We start from the raw sequence: 24,734 nt of genomic DNA on the forward strand, positions 1-24,734 counted from the left end.
TTTATCCTTTCAAGCAGGCAGCAAACAAAAGGTATTTGCTGCCTGTTTATCCACTACCTAAGTGCTAGGTCAAAACCATTGCACTACATTTTAATGACGACAGGGCTAGGTACTTCGTTAAACGGTAAGTAATAAAAACTCACGTTCCCACGAGCTGACTACGCGTCTAAAGTTTTCAAGCTCAGCCTGTTTTACCGCTACAAATGCAGTGATAAATGATTGGCCTAAATACTCAACACCCGCTTCACTCTCTTGCATAGCCATTAGCGCTTCTTCTAAAGTCACTGGCAAATAGTTTTCATTATTGGTACGGCTTTCATTTGCACGACCACTCACCGGTGTTGACGGACGTAGGTTTCTCTCTATACCGATAAACCCGCACAATAAACTAGCGGCAATGGCTAAATAGCAATTGGCATCTGCACCTGGAATACGGTTTTCAATACGGCGATTTTGTGGCGATGACTCAGGAATACGTAGACCACAAGTGCGGTTTTCAATGCCCCACTCTAAGTTAACTGGCGCAGAAGTGCCCGGAAGAAAACGGCGGAATGAGTTAGCATTAGGCGCCATTAGCGGTAATAACTCAGGGATATAAGTTTGTAAGCCAGCAATATAATTTAAAAATAATTGGCTCTGGGTACCGTCTTCTTTAGTGAAGATGTTTTTACCGGTTTTCTTATCCACAATACTCTGGTGAATGTGCATTGCACTGCCTGGCTCGTCGGTCACGGGCTTAGCCATAAACGTGGCACACACATCGTGCTTTAATGCAGCTTCGCGTAATGTGCGTTTAAATACAAACACCTGGTCAGCAAGTGCCAATGGGTTGCCATGGCTGAAGTTGATTTCCATTTGTGCTGGACCATCTTCATGGATCAAGGTATCGATATCTAAACCCTGGGCTTCACACCAGTCGTACATGTCTTCAAATAGTGGGTCATACTCGTTAGCTGCATCAATTGAAAATGATTGACGTCCAGCTTCTGGGCGACCAGAACGACCTATAGGTGGCTTAAGTGGTAAATCATGATCGTCAGAGCGCTTAGTAAGATAAAACTCCATTTCTGGGGCAATAACAGGCTCCCACCCTTTGTCTTCGTAAAGTTTTAAAACTTTTTTGAGTACGTTGCGTGGAGACAGTTCAATAGGGTTACCCATTCGGTCATAACAGTCATGAATCACTTGTGCAGTGGCTTCTACTGTCCAAGGCAGCATAAACACGGCGCTGTCGTCAGGTACACATACAAAGTCGATATCTGCATCATCGAGCAATGAGTAAAAAACCTCATCATTGATGTAGTCGCCTGTGACGGTTTGTAATAAAACACTTTCAGGCAGGCGCATGCCTTTTTCATCAATGAACTTGTCTACAGGGGCGATTTTTCCACGCGCTATGCCTGTCATGTCACTAATAACACATTCAACTTCGGTAATTTTATTGTCTTTCAAAAAAGCGATTAACTTATCCATTTTTATCTCACTTGTGTTGCCGCATGATGTCTACAGGCTTGTCCGAATGCCTCGAAAATAGCGCTATAAAACGCATTTTCGGTGACTTTCCATTCTGGATGCCACTGAACACCTAATGCAAAATTTTTCGCATTTTTCACTGAAAATGCTTCGATTAATCCGTCCGGAGCATATGCTTCTGGCTGTAACCCCTCACCTAGACGCTCCACGCCTTGAGTATGAACAGAGTTAACCTCTGCAGTGTCACAGCCCCATGCATCGTGAAGAAGTCCGCCGGCAACAAGGTTAACTTGATGCGATAAACCATATTGCACATCTAAGGGTGCTTCTTTATCTTCTCTATGTTCAATAAATGTGCCAACTTCGTGGAGTTTTTGATGCAAACTCCCGCCAAAAACGACATTCATTTCTTGAAAACCACGACAAATACCCAGCAACGGGATCCCCATATCGATTGCCGCCCTAATAAGTGGCAATGTGGTGGCGTCGCGTTTAGGATCGTGGTGAGTCCCTTCTTCACTAGCTTTACCTTGATAATGGTGTGGTTCTACATTCGATGGTGAACCAGTAAACATGATGCCATCAAGGCGTAAAAGCAGATCTTTTATTGGTAAATCAATACCTAATGATGGAATCACTAAAGGGAAGCCTTTGGCACCATCGACGATACTCAGTAGGTATTTTTCGCCCACTATATTGAACGGATGCTGGCCGAGTTGTTTGTTGCATGCTATTACCCCGATGAGGGGAAGACCTGATTGAGACATATCTCACCTTTAGCCAATAGTGTGATGAACTTATTGTTTTACGTGTTCATTTTTTCACACACTACACGGTATTTTTTAGCTAGGCAAGAGGATAACTGATGATAAAAACAACTTTTAACGAAAAACAAATAAAACAAATTAAAAACAATGAATTAACCAAAAATAACAGTGTGACGATAAAAAGTGATAACGGCCTTACGAGCGGTTAAAAATCAACCTTCTTGCACCAATTTAGAGCGATGACTGCACAAGAAAAGTGAATCTTATGCTTTATATTATTTACACGAGTGCTACACAAGTTTGGCAAATCTCGCTAGGAGTACCGACAACTCGCTTAAATATCGATATCACAGCAAAATGGACAATCAGAAAAAGGATTTTAAGCGGTAGGTAATGGGACACATTCAGCTAAATCTAGCAATGCATCCCGCTATTATGAGGTAAGGTTGTAGATTAAAAATCGGCTGGTGTGGTTGCGCTCACTAGGCGGCATGGCTCGTCAAACGGATTACGAAAGCGATGTGGTTGCTGGCTGCTAAAGTAATAACTGTCACCTTTTTCTAAAATAAACACTTCTTCGCCAACGGTGACTTCTAATTTACCTTCAACAATCACCCCACCTTCTTCGCCTTCATGTTGCAGCATTTCTGCACCAGTATCGGCGTTAACGGGATACATTTCACTCATTAACGACATGGCTCGGTTAGGGTAATCACGGCCAATTAATTTATACACCAACTCGCCGGTGCCAATATCAAGCAGCTCATTAGCCCGGTAAACCACTTTTTGATCGCCAATGGATCCGTCATCAATTGAAAAGAACTCCACCAACGACATCGGGATCCCGCCAAGCACTTTTTTAAGCGAACTCACTGAAGGACTGACACTGTTTTTTTCAATCATTGAAATTGTACTGTTGGTCACCCCAGCCCGCTTAGCCAACTCACGTTGAGATAAACCTTTTAATTTACGGACTGCTTTTAGGTTTGCACCAATATCCAAATTCATTCTCCTAGAGTGATAACTCAGTGGCTTAACATAATGAGTGTTGACGACCATGATTAATACATAAAATGTAACATATAAACAACATGTAAAATTAATTAATCACGTGACACGTTTAAATCAAACAAATTGTATTTTACATCAAATGAGTGTTAAATAAAATGCACACTTACGGCGTATTTAAGCTCTGTACTTATGTTTAGCCGCTATTGCTATCGCTTTGTTCAATAATCTGGAGCCATTATGTCAGTAAAATCCCCTATCCATAGCAAGCACTATCCAGACTCTTTTTATGTTGCCAGCGCGAATGGATTATTTGAACACCCTAAATTGACAGAACACATCACAGTCGATGTGTGTATTGTGGGCGGCGGATATACCGGGATTAACACCGCGATTGAACTTAGGCAACGCGGTTACAGTGTGGCACTACTTGAAGTCAAACGCATAGGTTGGGGCGCGTCGGGTCGCAATGGCGGCGAGCTTATCCGCGGCATTGGCCATGATGCAACACAATTTAAAAATGAAATTGGCGAGCAAGGGGTTAAGTCAATTCAGCAAATGGGCTTTGAAGCTGTTGATATTGTCACCGAGCGCATTAGCGAACATAACATTGAATGCGACTTGCAAATGGGCTATTGCGATTTAGCGGTAAAACCCAGACACATGGATGAATTAGCTGAAGAGTATCAAGACCTTAAATCTCAGGGTTATCAAAAGCCGATCAAACTGCTTGATCGCAGCCAAATTGGTGAGGTCATTGGGTCTGACTTTTATCAAGGTGCACTGGTTGATATGGGCAGCGGTCATTTACACCCACTTAATTTAGCCTTAGGTGAAGCCCGAGTCGCACGAGAACTAGGCGCTCAATTATTTGAATACAGCGCCGCAGAAAAAATAATAAAAGGTGATAAACCCAAAGTCATCACCGCACAGGGTCAAGTGACTTGCGATTATTTAGTCATGGCTGGCAACGGCTACATTGGCAATAAACTCAGCCCCTATTTAGGCGGTAAAGTATTACCGACAGGCACTTATTTACTCGCCACAGAGCCATTAACCGAACAACAATGTGCCACAATCATCCCGCAAAATATGGCTTTTGCCGACATGCGTGTTGCCTTAGATTACTTCCATCTGTCGGCCGATCGTCGTTTATTATTCGGCGGTTTGTGCACGTATTCAGGTAAAGACCCTAAAGACATTGAAGCCGCATTAAGACCTAATCTTGAAAAGGTGTTCCCGCAACTTAAGGGAATTAAAATTGATTATGAATGGGGCGGCATGATGGGTATCGGCGCTAACCGTATGCCACAAATTGGTCGATTACCCGATGCAGCCAATATCTATTTTGCCCAGGCATATGCTGGTCATGGTGTTAACGCCACCCACATGGCCGCAAGATTGATTGCCGAAGCGATTAGCCAGCAATCACAACGTATTGATGTGTTTAATGACATTAAACACATGACCTTCCCAGGCGGACCCATGTTTAGATCGCCCATGCTAGCGGCTGGGATGTTGTACCACAGAATGAAAGATTTGCTATAGGTTGGAGTCTGTTTATGGCCTGCGCCCAAGCTAGAGTTTTCAAACTTCGTTTGAAGTAAGATAGCAAGGTTCCACCTTGCAGGGGCCATATGCTGCGTCATTCCGGCAATGCTTTTGAGCCGGAATCCAGGTGTTTTTTTTGCTTTGAACTTTATGGCCTGCGGCCACTAACGTCGTGGCGCTTCACCCACACCTGACCAAGAGGAAATCAACGGCTATTCCCTCTTGGAACTCCCAGCCGCCAAATCAAAATTATCTGAAAAGCGATAATTTCTCGACGTGGTTGGATCCAGCTTTTGACCGCGTGTCGGTGTTCCTCGGCCACCTCTGTATGGTAAAGAATGAAAATGCTAACGCTTCAGATGGGAGTCTGATGTGAATGGATTCACAAATGTCGTGGTGGCATGGTCAATGATGTTCCCGACATCGTAATGACATTTCCCATATCCATATGGGTCAGATGCCAAGGAACGACCCTTCCCCTCCAAAGCTAGACAGACATCCATGGCTAGCTCACGTCATTTTCTTCAACGCCCTCAAGTTTAGAGTTGAATTTGGGCATTTGAAAGCGAAGACCAAATCATTGCGGACAAAACTTGTTAACAACCTTCTCGTCGTCCCGGCAATGCTTTTTAGACTGGTGCTTTTTACTTATGGTCTACTGCTAATAATCATCATGGTTTGATTTGCGGCTGCGAAACTACGCGGTTGCGGCCGTTGGCTTTGGCGATATAGAGCGCTGAGTCTGCTCGTGATAAGGTTGCTTGCAGCGAGTCTTCTTTGTTATAGAATTCAGCAACACCGATTGATACCGTAAAACGAATGATTCCATTGGCTGTGCTCATACTATTGTCTTCAACAAGTATTCGTAAACGCTTAGCAAACTGTATTGCTCCGTCTAAATCAGTATCAGTCAATAAAAACACAAACTCTTCACCACCAATACGGGCGACTACGTCAGTATTGCGAAGAGTTGATAATAATATTTTGCCCATTGATATTAATGCAGCATCGCCTCCCTCATGGCCATAATCATCATTAATCTTTTTAAAATCATCAATGTCTAACATCAAAATGCTAAACGTATGGTTATTACGTTTTGCCTGCGAATGCAATTTTTCACTCATTGCAAAAAATGCCCTTCTATTGGGCAGTTTAGTTAATTCATCTGTCATAGAAAGTTGCTCAGCTTTGTGTTTAGCCTCTTGCAACTCCTGGGTGCGCTCTAACACTTCAGCTTCTAGAGACTTGTTATAATTTTCCATTTGCAAAGCCATTTCATCTTGCTGGCTAAGATGCTCAGCCTGGCTAATCGCAATCTCCAAGTATCCAGCTGTGTCTATGAGCATGTTAACCTCATGTTCAGACCATACATGCACTGCTTCTGCGTCCATACAAAACAAACCGACAAATCCGTCATTATGAGAAATTGGAATGTCTAATATGGCAAGGGTCTTCCCCACCATCAACTCGCCCCTCAAGGGTGTGAGTCGGTTATCATTCATGACATCACTAATGGCTAATACTTTTAATTCTAAAAGCGCCTTTAAGTAATCATCAGCCACACTCAAATCCGCATTCAAACCTTGAATATTTGGCATATTTTCGGGAGTACAACAATCTTTAATCGACAGTAGACCTTGCGCTGATACCGTTGCATAAGAAACTCGGTAATGAGGGAATTTAATGAAGATTTCTTTGAGCGCAATCTCAATGATTTTGTCTGAAGACATGCCTGCATTGATGCTTTTGGTAATTTTATTGATGGTCTCGTGGCGATCGCGAGTATGTCTTAATGAAGTAACTTCTTTAAGGTGTTTTACAACCACAAGATAAATAACGATTGTCGCAACCAACAGAATAATAACAAGAAAAATAAGCACCAGTGCAGATCCTAAACATGTAGATAAAGTCAAAAAGTCAGTTGTTCACCCATGATTAAAATAATGACAACCTTGTCTACACGACTCACCAATCAAAGATAACAACTTTAATATATCACTTTGACTAGCTTAGATGAAAAATAAAGCGTAGGAGTGTAAAAAGAATCAGTTACAGGGTCCTAGTTTATTTTTTGCATTCAAGCGTTATTGTAAATGTTTTTTAACGGCCTCTCGTCGTTCCGGTTTCGAAGCATTGCCGGGACGACGATTTAATTAACCTGTGTAAGTTGACAACTTACAGCCTTAATCAAGGATGGGCGAAGTGCCACGACCTTAATGCCACAGGCCATAAAAAATTAACCCTATTATTCAATAGGCAGTGCCGCATCTCCGCCCCACACCGCCCATGAACCATCGTATAACGCGGCTTGATGATGGCCTGCAACATACGAGGCTAAAATCAAAATACATGCGGTGATTCCAGAGCCGCAACTGAACACGCGCTGGGCATTATTGCTGGTATCAAGGTTGGCAAAAATCGTGTGTAGCTCTTTAGTCGATTTCATTTTAAAACCCTTGAGTACCTGAGAAAATGGCAAGTTTAACGAACCAGGAATATGACCACTGCGCATGCCAACGCGTGGCTCGGGTGACGTACCATTAAAGCGCCCTGCTGCGCGGGCATCAATAATATCCACATTAGCATGGCCAAGGTGAGTTAATACAAATTCAGTGTCACATACTTTATGTTGTAATAAACGCCCTTTTATATCGCCAGCCTGAGTTGGGCTGGCAAATTGGCGTACTGTGTCTTTACCTTCTGCACGCCACTGCGGTAAGCCGCCGTCAAGCACAAACACTTTTTCAAAGCCCATCGCTTTAAAGGTCCACCAGGCGCGTGGCGCAGAATAGATACCCTGATCATCGTAAATAACCAATGTGCTGTTATGAGTAATGCCCAAGGTTTGTGCCGCCTCTGTAAATTGCTCTGGGGTTGGCATAGCATGAGTTTGTGGAGAGTGATGATCAAAAAGTAGCTTATCAATTTGGCACGATACCGCACCGGGGATAACATAAAGCTCATCGTAAACGAGGGGTTCTTTACCTAGCACAACTTCCATGCTGGCATCGAGTATGACGAGATCTGGATCTTCAAGATGTAACGCTAACCAATCTGTGGTCACTAAAGGAGAATTCACATTAAACCTCTCTATTATTTACGATAAAACTCAGTCAAATTAATCTTAACTCAAGTTTTGACACCTCGATTTTTGTCGAGAATGCGTTGAGTTAAGCCACTTAAATAACTAAATAAAATAATACCAACAGCATCGGCAATTAAGTCGACGATATCTAATGTTCTTGATGGAATAAAGCCCTGGCTGATTTCTTCACTCAAGACGAATATTGACACTAGCACAGCACCGTAATAAAGCGGAATACGTCCAAGCAGAAAGTGTCGACTCAGTAACGCTAAATTGGCTACATAAGTTAATAAACCAAATAACAACATATGGCCAACTTTATCGCCATAAGGAATATGACGGATTAAGTCGAAAAAAATACTGTTCCCGCCTGTGTTGGCTAAATAAATGATCCATAAAATAAAACCGAAAAAACCAGCGCCAATAAAGATGGCGAATCGAGAAAATAGAGTATGAGTCATGTAGCATCTTCCATGTATGACGGTGGAATTTGTAAGTGATTTTCGAGATTTCAGTCTACGCGAAAAGAGCAAAAAGAGGCGTTAATTTTACTTAACCTGAACTCGGTATAAGGGATGAACTTATGCTATTTAACATCAACATGTTAACCCGTCTCACTTTCAAGCTTGTCATTTGTTATGCAAACAAGGCGAATTGACGCGTCAATAGCTAGCCTATTGTAAGTCGATTCAACGCAGTTAGCGGAGCAAAGGACTGTTTGAAAGGCGTTTATTATCCCGAGTTGAGGTTACTTAATAAAAAAGCCCTTTATTGCTAAAGGGCTTTGTTTACATCACTGAGATAATTACCGTTATAAAGCAATCCAGGTGGCTTTTAATTCGGTGTATTTATCAAACGCATGTAATGACTTATCACGGCCATTACCCGACTGCTTATAACCCCCAAAAGGTGCGGTCATATCGCCGCCATCGTAGTGATTAATCCACACCATACCACTGCGTAATGCTTTTGCGGTTTTATGTGCTTTGCTTAAGTTTGAGGTCCACACTGCTGCGGCTAATCCATAAATGGTGTCGTTAGCAATCTTAATCGCTTCGTCCATACCATCAAATTCGATTACCGATAACACAGGGCCAAAAATTTCTTCGCTGGCGATGCGCATGTCATTTTTGACATTACTAAAAATGGTCGGCTGAACAAACATGCCGCCGGTTTCTGCCATCACCTGCTTGCCACCCTCAACGAGCGTTGCACCCTGTTCGGTACCCGTTTTAATGTAGTTAAGCACATTGGTTAATTGCTGCTGATCGACCACCGCGCCACACGTGGTATTAGGGTCAAGTGGATGCCCAGGCTGCCAGCCTTGCATTTCTTTGATAATAAGCTGAATGAGCTCATCTTTAACACCAGATTCAACTAATAACCGTGAGCCTGCGGTACACACCTCTCCCTGGTTAAAAGCAATGGCAACTGCGGCGGCTTCTGCGGCGGCTTTTAAATCAGGCGCATCGTTAAACACAATATTAGGGCTCTTACCACCCGCTTCTAACCACACGCGTTTCATGTTCGACTCGCCCGCGTAAATCATCAGCTGTTTGGCAATTTTGGTTGAACCGGTAAACACCAACGTATCAATATCCATGTGTAATGCTAATGCTTTACCCACTGTGTGGCCAAAACCAGGCAGCACGTTTAATACCCCAGCAGGAATACCAGCCTCTAGCGCTAACTGCGCCATACGAATGGCCGTCAATGGTGACTTTTCAGAAGGTTTTAAAATCACACTGTTACCGGTTGCAAGCGATGGTCCAAGCTTCCAACACGCCATAATCATGGGGAAGTTCCACGGTACAATGGCTGCTACAACACCAACCGCTTCGCGGGTGATCATGCCAATTTCGTTGTGTGCTGTTGGTGCAATTTCATCGTAAATTTTATCAATGGCTTCGCCAGACCAACGAATGGCGCGCGCGGCACCCACCACATCAACGCCTTTTGAGTGTTGAATGGGTTTACCCATATCGAGAGTTTCAAGCAGTGCAAGCTCGTCTGCGTTTTCTTCTAGCAAATCAGCAAATCGAATCATGATTTGCTTACGTTGTACCGGCGGCAAGTTAGCCCAGGTACCCGCCTCAAAAACTTCACGAGCATTGGCAACGGCTACATTGGCGTCAACTAAGTCACAACTTGCCACTTTGGCTAATACTTTGCCATCAATCGGGCTAATGCAATCAAAGGTTTCACCAGATGCTGCGCCTTGATACTGACCATTAATAAATGCATTTCCATTAATTTGCAGACTGGCTGCCAATGCTTGCCAATCGCTAAGACTTGTTGGAGTACTCATTGTGACCTCGATTTAATAAATGGATTGATAAGCACCACTCCATGTGATGCTAAACAACGTAATTAGCTTGTGCTACTCAATATATTTACTGTGAATATTGTCACCTGATGAGGCTAAACAGCAAGAAGTTTTCAATATATTTTACAAAATAGTCTAATTTAGTATAAATAAATGCACACACCCCTTTTATGTTCATTATTTTTGACATAGCATAGCAAATATCAATCACTCATAATTTAACCATTATGATTTGGCCAACTGACTAATTTGTTACCTATGTAGAGTCTATTTATGAACGAAATTCAGCGCAAAGGAACGGGCGACTCATCGCAAACATGGCCGAATATGGCGCATTTTTGGATGCCATTTACTGCCAATAAGCAATTTAAAACAAACCCACGCTTGTTAGTGTCGGCACAAGGTATGTATTACACCGACATTGATGGTAACAAGGTGCTCGATGCCACCGCAGGATTATGGTGTTGTAATGCCGGTCACGGCAGGGCTGAAATATCTGAAGCGGTAAGCAAACAAATTAACCAGATGGACTTTGCACCGTCTTTTCAAATGGGCCATCCATTGGCGTTTGAATTGGCCCACAAACTCAGTGAAATAAGCCCTGATGGACTGGACCATGTATTTTTTACTAACTCGGGTTCAGAGTCTGTCGATACCGCATTAAAAATGGCGCTTTGTTATCACCGCGCCAATGGTCAAGCGAGCCGTACACGCTTTATTGGCCGCGAATTAGGCTATCACGGTGTTGGTTTTGGCGGCATTTCGGTTGGCGGTATCAGTAATAATCGCAAAACCTTTAGCCAACAATTGCTACAAGGTGTTGACCACCTGCCCCATACACTCGACATTGCCAACAATGCCTTTAGTCATGGTCTGCCGCCACACGGTTTAGACAAGGCTGAAGTGCTTGAGCAGCTCATAACGTTACACGGCGCAGAAAACATTGCCGCTGTTATTGTAGAGCCCATGTCCGGTTCTGCTGGGGTAATTTTACCGCCAGAGGGCTACCTTAAACGCTTACGCGAAATCACCCAAAAACACGGTATTTTATTGATATTTGATGAAGTTATTACCGGGTTTGGCCGCGTTGGAGCCGCTTTTGCCAGTGAGCGCTGGCAAGTGACGCCAGACATGATCACCACTGCAAAAGCCATTAACAATGGCGCTATTCCTATGGGGGCGGTATTTGTTAGTGATGGTATTCATAATACCTGCATGAATGGCCCAGACGAGTTAATTGAGTTTTTCCATGGTTACACTTATTCAGGTCACCCAGTGGCAGCGGCATCAGCCCTAGCAACCTTGTCTATTTATGAAAATGAACAACTATTTGAACGCGCGCGCGAGCTTGAATCTTACTTTGAACAAGCAGTACATAGCCTCAAAGGCTTGCCAAATGTGATTGATATTCGCAACACAGGTTTGGTTGCGGGCATTCAGTTTACCCCAAGTGATAAAGGCGTGGGTAAACGTGGTTATGCCATATTTGACCATTGCTTTAGAAACGGCGCATTAGTGCGGGCAACGGCTGACATCATAGCCCTATCTCCACCACTAATTGTCGAAAAATCACAAATAGATGACATGGTTAATCAACTAACCGATGCCATTAACGCCGTGGATTAATTCATTTTTAGTTTATAAGAAAGGACTGCAAGCATGCTTAACATGACCCATTTTGTGGATGGACAACTGACTCAAACCAGCCAGCGCCAACAAACGATTTACGATCCTGCAACCGGTGAAGCCCGCGGCCAGGTGTCATTAGCCAGCCAGGATGAAGTCGACACTGCCATTGCTGCGGCTAAAACCGCGTTTGACACTTGGTCACAAGTGACTCCACTCAACCGTGCTCGCGTGTTATTTAAATTTAAAGCGTTAGTCGAGCAGCATGTCGATAAATTAGCAGAACTGATTACCCTAGAGCATGGCAAAGTGCTTGATGACGCCAAAGGCGAAATTACTCGAGGCCTCGAAGTGGTTGAGTTTGCCTGTGGTATACCGCACTTATTAAAGGGCGAACACACCCAGCAAGTCGGTGGTGGTGTTGATGCTTGGTCTGTTAATCAAGCATTAGGTGTTGTAGCCGGTATTGCACCGTTTAACTTCCCGGTAATGGTGCCGATGTGGATGTTCCCGATTGCCATTGCCTGTGGTAACACCTTTATTATGAAACCGTCTGAAAAAGACCCAAGCTCGGTCATGCTCATTGCTGAGTTACTCAAACAAGCAGGCTTGCCTGACGGAGTATTTAACGTCATCAACGGCGATAAAGAAGCGGTAGACGCTTTGCTCACCCACCCAGACATTAAAGCCGTCAGTTTTGTTGGCTCAACCCCTATTGCGGAATACATCTACACCACAGCGTCTGCCCACGGCAAGCGAGTACAAGCATTGGGCGGAGCTAAAAATCATATGTTATTAATGCCCGATGCTGATTTAGATCAAGCTGTTAATGCATTAATGGGTGCAGCATATGGTAGTGCGGGTGAACGTTGCATGGCCATTTCTGTGGTATTGGCGGTGGGTGATATCGGCGACAAACTGGTCGATAAATTATTACCGCAGATTAGTGCATTAAAGGTCGGCAGCGGTATCACTCCAGAAATGGACATGGGGCCACTTATTTCAGCACAACATTTAGCCAAAGTGCGTAACTATGTTGAAACAGGCATTAATGAAGGGGCTAAATTGGTTGTCGATGGCCGCGATATTAGTATTAGCAACCATCAGCAAGGCTACTTTTTAGGTGCCTGCTTGTTTGACCATGTGACACCGCAAATGAGCATTTACCAACAAGAAATTTTTGGCCCTGTGCTGGCCATTGTGCGAGTCGACACTTATGCCGAAGCATTAGCGCTCATTAACCAACATGAGTTTGGTAATGGCACAGCAATTTTTACTCAAAATGGGCAAGCGGCACGGCATTTTTGCCATCATGTTGAAGTGGGTATGGTGGGCGTTAACGTACCCATCCCGGTGCCAATGGCCTTTCATAGCTTTGGTGGCTGGAAGCGTTCACTATTTGGTCCACTGCATATGCATGGTCCTGATGGCGTGCGTTTTTACACTAAGCGTAAAGCCATTACCGCCCGTTGGCCACAAGCTAAAGTCGACGCGAACGAACCGTCGGCCTTTATTATGCCAACCATGAAATAAGTGAGCATCATGAATAAAAGCATCAGTGATATCACCCTATTTAGTGCTCAATCTACCAAGGTTGAGTCGTACCACTTAGCCGATGAAAAAAGAATCACGGGTAACCCGCTGCAATCGGTGCAAAATCATTTCGAAAGCCCTTGTAAACAATTTAACGTTGGGGTTTGGCAAAGTGAAGCAGGCAGCTGGTCTGTGAGTTACAGCGAGTATGAGTATTGCGACATTCTTGAAGGCAGTAGCATTATTACCGACAGTGAGGGCCACAGTTTAACGGTTAAGGCTGGCGATAAATTTGTTATTCCATCTGGGTTTACAGGTACTTGGGAGGTCGTTGGATTGTGTAAAAAGATTTACGTTATGTTTGAACAGCAAGCTTGATCAAACATAGTGTTTAACCGCCATGCGGTACAGGCAAAACCTATTGGTTTTGACTCTGATAAATGGCATACGCAGTGACTGAATAGTGTAATAACGAGCCACTGTATTATATGTAAATGGAGATGATATCGTGTCGAACACATTAAAAAGAACGCGAATTGCACTGTTAAGCGGATTAACATTATCAGCTACCCTACTCGCTCCGTTAGCGACGGCAGAAGTCTCTGGCGCAGTAAGTGTAACTAATGATTACCGCTTTCGTGGTGTATCACAAACCGCTGGCGATCCAGCCCTACAAGCCAATATTGATTGGAGCCATGATTCTGGCTTCTTTGTGGGTGCTTGGGGCAGCAATGTCGACTTTGATGAGCCAGGTTATAACGGCCCAGACGTCGAAATAGATTTGTACGCCGGTTACTATGGTGAAATTAACGACGACACCAGTTATGACTTCACCTTGTATCGTTATAACTACCCTGGAGACAGTGAGTTAGATTATCTCGAAGTCAGCGCGGGTATCGATTATAGCGGATTTAGAGCAGCGTATTGGTATACCGACGATTATGGTGGAAGTGATTTAGCCCTGCATTACACTGAAATTAACTACAGCTGGGGATTTGCCGAAGATTGGAGCCTAGATTTACATTATGGCTATAACTTTGGAGACGGCATTGACGATGGAGAAGGCTTTGACGATGGAGAAGGCTTTGACAGCTACTCAGATTATTCGATTGGCGTATCAACTGAGTTTAGTGGCTTTAGTGTTTCAATGGCTTATTTAGACACCGACATAGATGGTGATAATGAGGTTAATTCTGGGGTTTATAAAAACTCTGGCACCTTATTAGCTAGCGTAAGTTACGCATTTTAAATACTTAAAGTTTATAAACGGGCTTTAAGACCTAGCTTAGCGCTGGGGCGCTAACCATAAAAAACCGCCATTGGCGGTTTTTTATTATCCGCAATGCCACAATAAGCTTAAACAATGCTCAGCAAGGCTTTTAACAGTACAGTTTGATCAAGGATTAGACCTTGCTCATAGATTTCAACAAAATAGCGTTGCATACAAGCATGACCGGAGTATCTTAACGCCATAGACTGTATAACATTAATCGCCACCAAGGAGTGCACCATGGCAGACAATATCATCAAAATACTGATCATTGTGGGGTTGTTTTTTCTCGCCTATAAACTGATTTTTACCAGCAGCCGTGGATTAACATTATTCGAAATGCACTTTAAAGATGGCAAGCTAACAAATCACAAAGGCAAAATTCCAGAACGCTTTGAACGCGAATGTCGGGCAATTGCAAAATCAAACAAACTGACCTGCACCATTAGAGCTGAAAAATCAGGTCATGTACGTCTGCATGTGTCCGCTAATGTGGGTGATAATTTAATTCAGCAAATTCGCAATCAATTTCCGTTTGAGTATTACGATAAAAAACAACAAGACTCATCAAAATTGAAGGGTTAATCGTTATTGACCACCAACAAAAATGGACTCATTCGAGTCCATTTTTGTTATTGAATATAAGGTTAATCAGCTTGCTTAGAAATCACCAAAGTGACTTCGGCAACCGTAATACCAAACTTGATAATATCGCTTTTATTAATAATGGTATTTTGATCGACTAAAAACATCCAATCGTCAAAATGTACTTCATATTCGCTATCATCAACCGCCAATAGCATGTCGTAGCGCCAACGCAGTGCACTGCCTTTGGATTCACCTTGTGCGATACCTAAAATGTCATTCGCGGTGCCTAAATAACTACCGTCACCTTGGTCGATAATAGTCCACACTCGAGTTTGTTTTTCGCCATCATCATACACAAACCACTCGTTAATCACCCCTTGTTTACCTTGCGGGGTATCACTCCAATGCGCCTCCATGGTCACGGTAAATTTGCGCGTCACCTTGCCAGAGAAATCTTGCACTATGCCGGCAGCAGTTAATTTGCCATCAAAAAACTCGGCTAAATCAAGCTTTGGGGTGGTGTTGGCATAGTCATCAATTGATGCCGATGAGCATGACATTAACCCGAGAGCCAATAATGCCAGCACAATGGTTTTACCTAACGGCTTAAGCCCTTTTGTCAACAAGTGCCTGGCGGTAAATACAGAGGATAATTTCGATAACATCGTTCAACCTTAGTTGGAGTTAGTTCATACCAATAAGCTGCTGACGCAGTTTAGGACGGCTAGTGTTTTCAGATAACCAAATCGCTAAAAAGTCTTGCGGAAACTCGATATGACTGACTTGAAAGTACGGTTTATCATTAAACAAAAACTCAGCTTGTGCGCGGTTATTGACCATAAATGTTAGCCTGTCGCCCTCTTTTACGTCGGGCCAAGCATTAACGAGCTGTTCACGGTATTGGTCAATTTGTTGCTCAGATAAACCTAGGTGCAACCATTGGTCGACAGTGGCATCAATTAAGTCTTCAGCGTCAATGTCACGGTGGTATTCAATTTCAAGCTTTAATGGCCATTGTTCTGCCTGATACTTACCGTCAATTGAATATAATGTTGCGCTGTAAATGTCGAACCACATCATGCTCATACTGGCTGAACCGACTTGAATAAGCGTTGCAGATGGCTGCTGTATCGTTAAAACCGGCAGTGCTTCAGTGCTGTGCGTTGTTGACGATTGATTGGCCATAGCATTACTCATGCTGAGCGTTAAAATCAATATCACTACTGCCGCACCGACGACACCAAAAAGCAGTTCGACCAACCATTGATAAGCATTGCTACTGACGTTTACCGCCCGGTTTAACGTTTTCATTGCCGACTCTCCTGGGTTAGACCTCTGGTGTATTCACCGCGACTTACCATTAACAATACGGGAAACAACACACTCCAGATCACTGCCAGCACAATTGCACTCACCCACTGACCATAAGGCAAAACAACTGCATTAAACTCAGCACCCGCAATGTAACTTAAGGTACCAAACACCGCGCCAAATAAGGCTTGTAAGCTTACGGCTATCCGTTGAAAAAACACCAGACTGTATCTAAGGCTTAGGGCAAAGACTAACCATAACAACGCTAACCAATAAGGAGTGTCGGCAAATACAAACACACCAGCCCAAGTAAGCAAAGTGTCAACACTCATGCCAATCACGGCGCACAAACACATTAATTGAAAATCGAGTCGCTGCGATTGAGACAATAAAAAATGGCTCACCACCAGCACAATAGACAATAACAGCAGTTGGTTGCCAGCAAGAACGCCAGCCCACCACACTAACTGAAACGATAACGCATTTAAGATGATAAATAGCTTTGGATTAGGCATAACTACCTCGTCGCATAAGCAAGCTTGCTCGCAGGATGCGAGCAACGCATCATGAGCGATATTGCGGTCTAACGGCAACCAGATGGACCGTACTCGTGGTGCGTTCTAAAAAGCCGCCTTCGCAGTAACTTAAATAAAACTTCCACATCCTTATAAAGTCATCGCCATAATTTAATGCTTTAATCTTGTCGTATGCCACATCAAAGTTTTCATGCCAGTGCTTTAATGTCCGCGCATAGTCTTTGCCCATATCACTCACTGACCAGGTGACCATGTCAGTCTTTTTAGCGATGTGTTTGGTCATTTCGCTAACCGAAGGCAGGCAACCACCTGGGAAAATATAACGTTGAATGAAATCAACGCTTTTGCGGTAGCTGTTATAACGCTGGTCGGCAATAGTAATAGCTTGAATGAGCATGCGACCATTAGGTTTGAGTAAGTGCTGCAGCTTTTCAAAAAAGCCGCCTAGGTATTCATGACCTACTGCTTCAATCATTTCAATTGATACTACGCGATCATATTCACCGGTGAGCAGTCGGTAGTCTTGCTTAAGTAAAGTAATCTTGTCTTCTAAGCCTTCTTGCTTAACGCGTGCAACGGCATAATCGTATTGTGCGTCTGAAATGGTTGTAGTGGTGACATTAACGCCAAAGTGCTTAGCGGCATAAATGGCCAATGCGCCCCAGCCGGTACCCACTTCAAGTAGGGTTTGCCCTGGCGTTAAATCTAAACGTTCGCAGATAGTGTGCAACTTATGGATTTGCGCCTCATCTAACGTACTGTCATCATTAGGGTATAGCGCACTTGAGTACATCATTTCTGGATCTAAAAACTGCTGATACATGTCATTACCTAAATCGTAATGCGCTAAAATATTGCGTTTAGAACCCGCTTCAGAATTTCGATTTAATACATGTTTTAAGCGGCTAACCCCATTACTTAACCATGAAAAATACCGCTCAATATTGTCGAGTAAAGCTAAATTACGCGCAAAAACTTGCACCACTTTAGTTAAATCAGGACTGCACCAATGACCTTGAATATAGGCTTCACCGGCACCAATTGAACCACCAAACACCACCTGACGATAAAAATTAGGGTGCATGACCTGCATCGTTGCATGGACATCACTTTTGGCATCGCCAAACTCAGCAGTCTGGTTGCCGTCTACAATCGTTAAATGACCTTCTGCAAGATGTGCGAGTGCACGTAATAAAATTTTTCTTGCCAGACTGTCTGATAAACCAGCTTGAGCCATGCTACTTTGTGTGGCTGTATTTTCCATTTTTTGTCTCCAGTTCATCACTGCGTAGGCTAAATCACCTTATTCACAGTCAATACGTTACGTCAGTCCATTTGGTTTACAATTGCTTTTACTTACTCGTTAACTATGTTGATTAGATGGTTTTGTCGGCTGCTTACTCACAAAGGGAATACGTTTAACAAACAGCTTGAGTGCTTGCCAATAAATACCCAACATAATATTGGCTGTCATGAGCGGAAAGTGCAGCATAAAACCTCGCATACTTTTCGCGCTGATCTCCTGGCGTTTAAGCACCACGCCTGCATCAAATAGTTTATCGTTGCTCTCATTACGATTTTCAATAGTGACCTTTAGAAACTTAGCTGGCGCGGTAATTCGCCATAAGTAATGCATGTCTAAATTCATAAATGGCGATACATGAAACACCTTGTCGGTGTGGGTCGTATTGGCCATATCCACGAGATAGCAATGGCGTTCATTCCAGGGGGTATTACTGACCTCAGCCAGCATATAAACCATTTCGTCATTGTGATAACAAAAATAAAAATTCACCGGGCTAAAATAAAACCCACAATGGCGAATTTGCCCTGAAAAAATCACCTTATCGCACACTTGGTCTGCACCTAAATGCGCAATGGTGGCTAACACCCGTTGTTTTAACGCGCTAGCGTCATCACCATGGCAAGCTGGTGGCAACACTAATGCATCAGCAAATTGCTTATCCAATTCATTTAAGTAGTCGCTAGGCTTAAATTTTAGTGGGGTAAATCGGTCTGTAGAAAACAATTTACTGGTGGCACATATGGCATCGACTTCGTCTAAATCAATTGCCATCATCGCCAGCTTGTAGCCAAAACTGTGCACTTTAGGCACGTGGCGACGATGGCTCACGGTGCCGGTATAAATGCCGCTATGTAGGGTCTGTGGCGATGAAGTTAATGTCATAAGGTGATCCCAAAAAGATTACACACGTCTACCGCGCTGCGCACGCCGTCTTCATGAAAACCGTTGTGCCAATATGCGCCCGCATAATAAGTATGGCGCTTGCCGTTGATTAGCGCTTTTTTAGCTTGCGACTTCATGCTGGCGTCATTAAACACCGGATGGGCATAATTAAATTTACGTAAAATTTTAGTTTCGTCAATTAAATCAGTTTGATTTAAGGTGACACAAAAGGTTGGCGCATCTTTAGGTAAACGCTGCAAAATGTTCATATTATAAGTGACACTCGCAGGGCGCTGGGTGATATCAAGTTCGTTTTCACCGTCTAAACGGTAGTTCCAACTGGCCCACGCGGCTTTGCGTTTTGGCAGCACATTAATATCAGTATGCAGTACGACCTCATTATTTTGATAAGCCATCGGGGCTAATATTTCTGTCTCGTCCTGGCTTGGATCGGTAAGCATGGCGAGTGCTTGATCGCTATGACACGTCAGCACCACATCATCAAACTGTTGCCACTCGCCATTAGACACCTGTACCTGCACGCCATCTTCACTGCGTTTAATCCCGGTGACAGGCGAGTTAAGATGAATACGCTCTTTAAACGGTGCGGTTAATGCTGGAATGTAGCTGCGTGAGCCACCTTCAAGCACATGCCACTGTGGGCGGTCGTTAATGTTGAGTAAGCCGTGGTGTTGAAAAAAGCGGATAAAAAATCGCAATGAAAAGCCGCGCATGTCATCAATACTGGACGACCAAATCGCTGCGCCCATGGGCAAAATATAATGCTCACAAAAAAAGGCAGAAAAGTCATTTTGGTCTAGGTATTCACCCAGCGTGGTATTGGGGTATTTGTCGGCTTCATAAATCGCTTTACAGCCGTTGTTAAACCGTACAATTTCGCCAAGAAATTTGTAAAAGCTGGGGCGAAATAAATTACGGCGCTGGGCGAACAAGCTCCATAAATTATGACCGTTATATTCGAGCCCGCTAATGGCGTTGTTCACGCTAAAACTCATTTCTGTGGGTATGGATTTAACCTTAAGCTGATCCATGAGCTTTTCGAATCGTGGGTAAGTTCGGTCATTAAATACAATAAAACCGGTATCAATTGCGTACGACTTTCCTGCCACTTCGACATCGACCGTTGCGGTGTGCCCACCAATATAATCATTGGCTTCAAACACGGTAACCTTGTGTTCACGGCTCAATAAATGTGCACAAGTTAAGCCTGATATGCCCGTACCAATCACGGCGATATTTTTCATTTAATCATCCTTACTGAAAGCTATTTTAGTTATTTTTCTTTGCTAGCAAAGACACCAGCAATGACTCAGGTAATAACGAAGCCAATTTAAGTAGCCAGGTAAACTTACCCGGAAAGTGAATTTCATTACGTTGGCGTTGCATGCCTTTAAAAATGGCGACGGCGGCTTGCTGAGCCGTAATTTGCATTGGCATCGCAAAATCGTTTTTATCGGTTAATGGGGTTTTAACAAAGCCCGGACAAATGACACTCACGCCGATGTCATGTTCAGCTAAATCCACCCGCAAACTGCGGCCTAAATAACTGATGGCGGCTTTTGATGCACCATAGGCTTCAGCTCGAGGGAAGGGTAAATAGGTGGCACTTGAACTCATTAAGCCAAGTTGGGCACCACTGCTGAGTAATGGCAAAAAATGTTCCAGACAATAACCCATTGCAACCACATTGGTGTTAATGACTCGGGCAAATAATGCCGAGTCAAAATGCAATGCATCGTCGATATATTCACAGCTGCCCGCATTAAGTATTACCTGTTGTAATTGCCAGTGATTATCGAACAGCAGTTGTTTAAGATCGGTAGCTGTGGTTTGCACTTGCGCACTGTCGGTAATGTCAAAATCAAGTGGCGTCGCGCCTCTAATGCCTTGCAGCGCCTCGCGGTTACGGCCACAGGCAATCACTTGAATGCCTTGAGCAAGATAATGCTCAGCCAACGCAAGGCCGATGCCCGAACTGGCGCCAGTAATTAACACTGCAGGCGTTTTAGTTGTTGTCATTACCATTACTTAGCTGCCCTATTTTTTAACAAGCTAATCAAACCACCTAAAAACGGCACTTGCTCATACAACATTTGCCCAAGGTCAAAATAGTCTCGATGGGCATAGATTTTGTCGTCAAACTTGAGTTGCGACATACCTTCTACCTGAATATGTTGGCCTTTATTTAACTTAGGGTGCGCGTAAGTCATGGTCCAATATAACGCTGCCTGGCTATTGCTGTGGCTCACGACCACTTCTTTAATATCAAACTCAATGTGGGTGACGTTAAGGTACATGTTGGCAAAGTAACGCGTGAGGTCGTCGATGCCATTAACCTGATGCATAGGATCGCGAAAGCCAATATCGTCACGATACACTTGTTGTAGTAAATGTAAGTTATCTTTATTAAGTTGCTGATACATATTAATAAATGCATCTACAATCGCAGGATGGCCATGACTAGACGTTGTGTTTACGCCATTTGATGGTTCAGTTGAAGTATCAACTATCGACTGTGCACCTTGCATTAACAAACTCCTCTTATGCCAACTTTGTGAGCATAAAAACAACAATGCCTTATATCACAATAAGATAAAAGTGTTTCGTGCTTTCAAATTCAGACTTATTCAATTAAGAGATGATACGAGGTAAGGTAAAATGCAGATCACTATGGTAGGTAAAAAGCAAAACGCCCAGGCTAAGGCCTGGGCGTTTGTGATTCAATGGCTCAACAAAACAAATTAATAACCGGTTTTAGCCACCGGATGCCAATGTTTCTCCACTTCTTGTTTAATAAAGGCTTGCTTAGCTTTAACAGCATCGGCCTCAACAAATCCAATGGCGGCATGGGCTTTTTCTTTAGTGCTGTAGTCTGGATATTCGACTTTTTCAACCGACAGTTGGCTCAATACCCTGGCTAATGCTTCACGGCCATAAGTAATTTGTTCGGTTGCCATATCGAGTAACTCAACACCTTCTTTAGGGTTATGGGCAAATAAACCGTGTGAAGCCATGGCAAAATCCCAACGCCACTGCGCATGGCGAATCGCCATAATAGAATCGTTCATTTGTGGCCATGTTGCACCCGCGTCCCAAGCCGCCTTAGCTTCATAATGGGCTTTAACTAATAAAGACTCTACATTGCGCGCTTTAGCATCAATATTGGCTTTGATTTTATCGAGTTTTGTGACCATAGCCGCTTTGCTACCATGACAACTAGAACAAGCTTGCTCAAAGTTATCCATGGCAGAAGCCACTTTATGATCGGTAAATGCATTACCTTGCTCGTCTTTGGTCTCTGGCATATGACAGGTTATGCAAGTCACGCCTTTTTTAGCATGAGTAGACCGGCTCCAGTGTTCAAATTCTGGGTGACGCGCTTTTAATATCGGGGTTTTCGAAATCGGATGGATCCATTCGTAAAAACGACGGGTGTCATAATACTTTTCAATGGTGTCAGCGGTATTGCCAAAAATCCACGGGATATTAACCTTGTTATTGTTTTCTGGTTGAAAATAATAACTCACATGACATTGCCCACACACTTGTGCGCCTTGCATGGTGCTGTCTTGTTTATCAAATGGCAGTTTAATTTTTGCCATCGCATCTTGAGCATGAGGACGAGGTAAAGCTAACTCCGCACTGCCATCAACATGGCAATCACTACAATACACTACCGATTTTATCTCGCGGCCTAAGTCGACAAAATTAGCACCTGAATAACCTTGAATACCCATTTCTTTCATCAGTCTTGGGGCGTCTGGAGTTTTACAGGTCCAGCAACTGGCAGATAGCCCTTTATCGCCTTCAGCTATTGCAACACCAGTACGTAAAGTATGAGTGACGTCGGCTACCGCGAACTGATGGCCACGCGGACTATGATATTCTTTTGCAAACGATGAGCCGGCCCACAAAATAATACTGGCAGGATATTGCGCCAACATATCTTCGCGTTCTTCCTGCTCTACGGTTGCCTCCCAAGAAGAAAATTGATTGGGAAATTTGATCTGATTTGGGTCAATTTCAGCGCTTTGCAGTGACCAGGAGGTCAATGTCAATAATGCCAGCCCACTAACAATAATACCTAAGCCCGTTTTACTGCGTAAAGGACGAGTGGCTTTCATCATCACGTCTATTATTGGATTAATCATATTCTTACCTTAAACAGAAGTTTACTCAAATCAAAAGAATGCTACCCAGGACGACCATCAAGTCTTGGGCGGGTTAAAATAGGGGCGTAAAACCACACAAACAAACCAAAGCCAATAAACCAAAACATCCCAGCAATCCATAACCACATTTGGGTGTTCTCAGGCATTAGCAGTGGCATAATCGCTCGAAATATTGCCGCGATCGCAATACTTAAAAACGCAAATGCCATATTGGGGCCTTGGTAAATATTACGACTAGTATGGCCAAGCGAAACACGAGAGATCATCGATAAACACAGTGCCGCTATGCCGCCTACGGCAAAGAGGTGCAATAACGTGCGATAGGCATATTCGTTATCAATGTTTATTGCCATTAAGACTAACGTGACAGGCAATGATAAATACGCCAAATGCAAAGACCATAACATGGGCTCTTTTAAGGTTTTGTGCGCTTGCCAACGGGCAAAACGAATAAAATGCAATCCACCGGCCACAGCCAATAAAACTTGCTCAATCCCTTTAGGCATCCAATGAGTTATTGCTTGTATAAACAAGACTCCCATAACTAATAATAACGCATTTTCTAATATACTAATGGGATCTGGCTTAGGTTGTTGAATACGCATGGCGGTAAAAAATGGAATAACCCGACCACCCACAATGGTGATGATCATGGCAACCCACCAAATCATACCTTGCCATAACTGAGTTGAAAGCGAAAAGTCACGTTGTTGTAGCGCATAGTAACTTGCAAGGTTGACCACTAATGCCACCACAAGTAACAACGGAAAGCCGATATTGCGCCACTGTTTTACTGGGTAAATACAGCGCCACAAGGCAAAAGCACTTAACCCTAAAAATAAGCTGTCAAATAACGCTGGCACTACGAGCGGAATGTTCATTGGCAATAACAGTGTTAATCGGGCGATGAGCCAGCATGCAAAGGTGACAATCAAACTGCGGCCTTTAATGGTGGGTTGATTAGTCCATGCTTGCACTGCTGTCAGTAAAAAACCACACACGATAGCCATGGCAAAACCAAATAGCATTTCATGCGGATGCCACCATAACGGCACGACATTGGCCCAAAACTCAGCGCTAAATAAGCTATATTGTGGGGTAAACCAGCCCATTAACCACAACGGAATATATAAAGCAGCCACGACTGCGCCGCCAAGAAAAAACGGCCTAAAACCTAAACGCCAGATTGCTGGGGTGTTATCAATTTCAGCAGGGTCATCAATATTTAGCATAAGCAGCACACTCATTTAGTGAGTTAAGAACAAGAAGACTTAAACAT

General features: G+C 43.5%; 23 protein-coding genes. 6 read left to right on the forward strand and 17 right to left on the reverse strand.

Annotated features, from left to right (window positions below):
• Window positions 1–117 precede the first annotated feature (117 nt).
• The 3 genes from IEY42_RS13785 to IEY42_RS13795 all read right to left on the reverse strand — a co-directional run bounded on the left by IEY42_RS13785 (window position 118) and on the right by IEY42_RS13795 (window position 3,242).
• A complete protein-coding gene (locus IEY42_RS13785) occupies window positions 118–1,473 on the reverse strand; it encodes a glutamine synthetase family protein (protein ID WP_188925783.1) in 1,356 nt (451 codons plus the stop codon).
• 2 nt (window positions 1,474–1,475) lie between these two features.
• Window positions 1,476–2,240 (reverse strand): gamma-glutamyl-gamma-aminobutyrate hydrolase family protein, encoded by a 765-nt coding sequence (locus tag IEY42_RS13790; protein ID WP_188925784.1) that lies wholly within the window; start codon window positions 2,238–2,240, stop codon window positions 1,476–1,478.
• A 453-nt stretch (window positions 2,241–2,693) separates the two neighbouring features.
• Entirely contained in the window at window positions 2,694–3,242 is a 549-nt protein-coding gene (locus IEY42_RS13795; RefSeq protein ID WP_188916927.1) for a cupin domain-containing protein, read from the reverse strand.
• A gap of 246 nt (window positions 3,243–3,488) precedes the next feature.
• Between IEY42_RS13795 and IEY42_RS13800 the strand changes: the two genes are divergently transcribed.
• The gene (locus IEY42_RS13800; RefSeq protein ID WP_188925785.1) at window positions 3,489–4,796 is read left to right on the forward strand and encodes an NAD(P)/FAD-dependent oxidoreductase; all 1,308 of its coding nucleotides are present in this window, start codon (window positions 3,489–3,491) and stop codon (window positions 4,794–4,796) included.
• Between the two features lie 674 nt (window positions 4,797–5,470).
• On the opposite strand, the gene IEY42_RS13805 is transcribed toward IEY42_RS13800, so the two are convergent.
• The 4 genes from IEY42_RS13805 to IEY42_RS13820 form a co-directional block, all read right to left on the reverse strand.
• Entirely contained in the window at window positions 5,471–6,679 is a 1,209-nt protein-coding gene (locus IEY42_RS13805; RefSeq protein ID WP_188925786.1) for a sensor domain-containing diguanylate cyclase, read from the reverse strand.
• Between the two features lie 365 nt (window positions 6,680–7,044).
• Window positions 7,045–7,878, reverse strand: coding sequence for a sulfurtransferase (locus tag IEY42_RS13810; protein WP_188925787.1), 834 nt, complete (start codon window positions 7,876–7,878; stop codon window positions 7,045–7,047).
• A 50-nt stretch (window positions 7,879–7,928) separates the two neighbouring features.
• Window positions 7,929–8,345 carry a VanZ family protein gene (locus IEY42_RS13815; RefSeq protein WP_188925788.1) on the reverse strand — a complete coding sequence of 139 codons (417 nt, stop codon included), beginning with the start codon at window positions 8,343–8,345 and terminating at the stop codon, window positions 7,929–7,931.
• A gap of 350 nt (window positions 8,346–8,695) precedes the next feature.
• A complete protein-coding gene (locus IEY42_RS13820) occupies window positions 8,696–10,192 on the reverse strand; it encodes an aldehyde dehydrogenase (protein WP_188925789.1) in 1,497 nt (498 codons plus the stop codon).
• Between the two features lie 291 nt (window positions 10,193–10,483).
• Between IEY42_RS13820 and aptA the strand changes: the two genes are divergently transcribed.
• From aptA to IEY42_RS13845, 5 genes are all read left to right on the forward strand, one after another.
• Window positions 10,484–11,836: an omega-aminotransferase AptA gene (gene aptA / locus IEY42_RS13825; protein WP_188925790.1), complete on the forward strand. Its 1,353-nt coding sequence runs from the start codon at window positions 10,484–10,486 to the stop codon at window positions 11,834–11,836.
• A gap of 33 nt (window positions 11,837–11,869) precedes the next feature.
• Complete coding sequence (locus IEY42_RS13830) at window positions 11,870–13,369, forward strand: CoA-acylating methylmalonate-semialdehyde dehydrogenase (protein ID WP_188925791.1); 1,500 nt, start codon at window positions 11,870–11,872, stop codon at window positions 13,367–13,369.
• Window positions 13,370–13,378: 9 nt separating this feature from the next.
• Window positions 13,379–13,747 (forward strand): cupin domain-containing protein, encoded by a 369-nt coding sequence (locus tag IEY42_RS13835; protein ID WP_188925792.1) that lies wholly within the window; start codon window positions 13,379–13,381, stop codon window positions 13,745–13,747.
• A gap of 130 nt (window positions 13,748–13,877) precedes the next feature.
• Window positions 13,878–14,618 carry a TorF family putative porin gene (locus IEY42_RS13840; protein WP_188925793.1) on the forward strand — a complete coding sequence of 247 codons (741 nt, stop codon included), beginning with the start codon at window positions 13,878–13,880 and terminating at the stop codon, window positions 14,616–14,618.
• Window positions 14,619–14,879: 261 nt separating this feature from the next.
• Window positions 14,880–15,224 carry a DUF3634 family protein gene (locus IEY42_RS13845; RefSeq protein WP_188925794.1) on the forward strand — a complete coding sequence of 115 codons (345 nt, stop codon included), beginning with the start codon at window positions 14,880–14,882 and terminating at the stop codon, window positions 15,222–15,224.
• Window positions 15,225–15,286: 62 nt separating this feature from the next.
• Here IEY42_RS13845 and IEY42_RS13850 read toward each other — a convergent pair whose 3' ends face one another.
• The 10 genes from IEY42_RS13850 to IEY42_RS13895 form a co-directional block, all read right to left on the reverse strand.
• Window positions 15,287–15,787, reverse strand: a complete 501-nt coding sequence (locus tag IEY42_RS13850) for a DUF3833 domain-containing protein (RefSeq protein ID WP_229780060.1) — start codon at window positions 15,785–15,787, stop codon at window positions 15,287–15,289.
• Window positions 15,788–15,911: 124 nt separating this feature from the next.
• Window positions 15,912–16,538: a chalcone isomerase family protein gene (locus tag IEY42_RS13855; RefSeq protein ID WP_188925796.1), complete on the reverse strand. Its 627-nt coding sequence runs from the start codon at window positions 16,536–16,538 to the stop codon at window positions 15,912–15,914.
• Window positions 16,535–17,053, reverse strand: a complete 519-nt coding sequence (locus IEY42_RS13860; protein WP_188925797.1) for a DUF2878 domain-containing protein — start codon at window positions 17,051–17,053, stop codon at window positions 16,535–16,537. Before IEY42_RS13860 ends, IEY42_RS13855 begins: the two co-directional genes overlap by 4 nt.
• A gap of 49 nt (window positions 17,054–17,102) precedes the next feature.
• The gene (locus IEY42_RS13865) at window positions 17,103–18,338 is read right to left on the reverse strand and encodes an SAM-dependent methyltransferase (protein WP_188925798.1); all 1,236 of its coding nucleotides are present in this window, start codon (window positions 18,336–18,338) and stop codon (window positions 17,103–17,105) included.
• Between the two features lie 99 nt (window positions 18,339–18,437).
• Window positions 18,438–19,262 carry a DUF1365 domain-containing protein gene (locus IEY42_RS13870; RefSeq protein ID WP_188925799.1) on the reverse strand — a complete coding sequence of 275 codons (825 nt, stop codon included), beginning with the start codon at window positions 19,260–19,262 and terminating at the stop codon, window positions 18,438–18,440.
• Window positions 19,259–20,527, reverse strand: a complete 1,269-nt coding sequence (locus tag IEY42_RS13875; RefSeq protein ID WP_188925800.1) for an NAD(P)/FAD-dependent oxidoreductase — start codon at window positions 20,525–20,527, stop codon at window positions 19,259–19,261. The genes IEY42_RS13870 and IEY42_RS13875 overlap by 4 nt, the downstream gene beginning before the upstream one ends.
• Window positions 20,528–20,552: 25 nt before the next feature.
• The gene (locus tag IEY42_RS13880; protein ID WP_188925801.1) at window positions 20,553–21,308 is read right to left on the reverse strand and encodes an SDR family NAD(P)-dependent oxidoreductase; all 756 of its coding nucleotides are present in this window, start codon (window positions 21,306–21,308) and stop codon (window positions 20,553–20,555) included.
• On the reverse strand, window positions 21,308–21,706 hold the full coding sequence (locus IEY42_RS13885; RefSeq protein WP_229780061.1) for a nuclear transport factor 2 family protein: 399 nt from the start codon (window positions 21,704–21,706) through the stop codon (window positions 21,308–21,310). The genes IEY42_RS13880 and IEY42_RS13885 overlap by 1 nt, the downstream gene beginning before the upstream one ends.
• 318 nt (window positions 21,707–22,024) lie before the next feature.
• On the reverse strand, window positions 22,025–23,434 hold the full coding sequence (locus IEY42_RS13890; RefSeq protein ID WP_188925803.1) for an ammonia-forming cytochrome c nitrite reductase subunit c552: 1,410 nt from the start codon (window positions 23,432–23,434) through the stop codon (window positions 22,025–22,027).
• A 41-nt stretch (window positions 23,435–23,475) separates the two neighbouring features.
• Window positions 23,476–24,687, reverse strand: coding sequence for an NnrS family protein (locus IEY42_RS13895; protein ID WP_188925804.1), 1,212 nt, complete (start codon window positions 24,685–24,687; stop codon window positions 23,476–23,478).
• Window positions 24,688–24,734 lie beyond the last annotated feature (47 nt).

The sequence above is a fragment of the Shewanella algicola genome, assembly GCF_014648035.1.
In the GTDB taxonomy this organism is placed as follows: Bacteria; Pseudomonadota; Gammaproteobacteria; order Enterobacterales; family Shewanellaceae; genus Shewanella; species Shewanella algicola.

What these genes read in the sequence shown, in the direction of transcription:
- IEY42_RS13785 (WP_188925783.1), bottom strand. Translation starts at nt 1,473, where the DNA reads ATGGATAAGTTAATCGCTTTTTTGAAAGACAATAAAATTACCGAAGTT.
- IEY42_RS13790 (WP_188925784.1), bottom strand. Translation starts at nt 2,240, where the DNA reads ATGTCTCAATCAGGTCTTCCCCTCATCGGGGTAATAGCATGCAACAAA.
- IEY42_RS13800 (WP_188925785.1), top strand. Translation starts at nt 3,489, where the DNA reads ATGTCAGTAAAATCCCCTATCCATAGCAAGCACTATCCAGACTCTTTT.
- IEY42_RS13815 (WP_188925788.1), bottom strand. Translation starts at nt 8,345, where the DNA reads ATGACTCATACTCTATTTTCTCGATTCGCCATCTTTATTGGCGCTGGT.
- IEY42_RS13820 (WP_188925789.1), bottom strand. Translation starts at nt 10,192, where the DNA reads ATGAGTACTCCAACAAGTCTTAGCGATTGGCAAGCATTGGCAGCCAGT.
- aptA (WP_188925790.1), top strand. Translation starts at nt 10,484, where the DNA reads ATGAACGAAATTCAGCGCAAAGGAACGGGCGACTCATCGCAAACATGG.
- IEY42_RS13830 (WP_188925791.1), top strand. Translation starts at nt 11,870, where the DNA reads ATGCTTAACATGACCCATTTTGTGGATGGACAACTGACTCAAACCAGC.
- IEY42_RS13835 (WP_188925792.1), top strand. Translation starts at nt 13,379, where the DNA reads ATGAATAAAAGCATCAGTGATATCACCCTATTTAGTGCTCAATCTACC.
- IEY42_RS13845 (WP_188925794.1), top strand. Translation starts at nt 14,880, where the DNA reads ATGGCAGACAATATCATCAAAATACTGATCATTGTGGGGTTGTTTTTT.
- IEY42_RS13850 (WP_229780060.1), bottom strand. Translation starts at nt 15,787, where the DNA reads ATGTCATGCTCATCGGCATCAATTGATGACTATGCCAACACCACCCCA.
- IEY42_RS13855 (WP_188925796.1), bottom strand. Translation starts at nt 16,538, where the DNA reads ATGAAAACGTTAAACCGGGCGGTAAACGTCAGTAGCAATGCTTATCAA.
- IEY42_RS13860 (WP_188925797.1), bottom strand. Translation starts at nt 17,053, where the DNA reads ATGCCTAATCCAAAGCTATTTATCATCTTAAATGCGTTATCGTTTCAG.
- IEY42_RS13865 (WP_188925798.1), bottom strand. Translation starts at nt 18,338, where the DNA reads ATGGAAAATACAGCCACACAAAGTAGCATGGCTCAAGCTGGTTTATCA.
- IEY42_RS13870 (WP_188925799.1), bottom strand. Translation starts at nt 19,262, where the DNA reads ATGACATTAACTTCATCGCCACAGACCCTACATAGCGGCATTTATACC.
- IEY42_RS13875 (WP_188925800.1), bottom strand. Translation starts at nt 20,527, where the DNA reads ATGAAAAATATCGCCGTGATTGGTACGGGCATATCAGGCTTAACTTGT.
- IEY42_RS13880 (WP_188925801.1), bottom strand. Translation starts at nt 21,308, where the DNA reads ATGGTAATGACAACAACTAAAACGCCTGCAGTGTTAATTACTGGCGCC.
- IEY42_RS13885 (WP_229780061.1), bottom strand. Translation starts at nt 21,706, where the DNA reads ATGTATCAGCAACTTAATAAAGATAACTTACATTTACTACAACAAGTG.
- IEY42_RS13890 (WP_188925803.1), bottom strand. Translation starts at nt 23,434, where the DNA reads ATGATTAATCCAATAATAGACGTGATGATGAAAGCCACTCGTCCTTTA.
- IEY42_RS13895 (WP_188925804.1), bottom strand. Translation starts at nt 24,687, where the DNA reads ATGCTAAATATTGATGACCCTGCTGAAATTGATAACACCCCAGCAATC.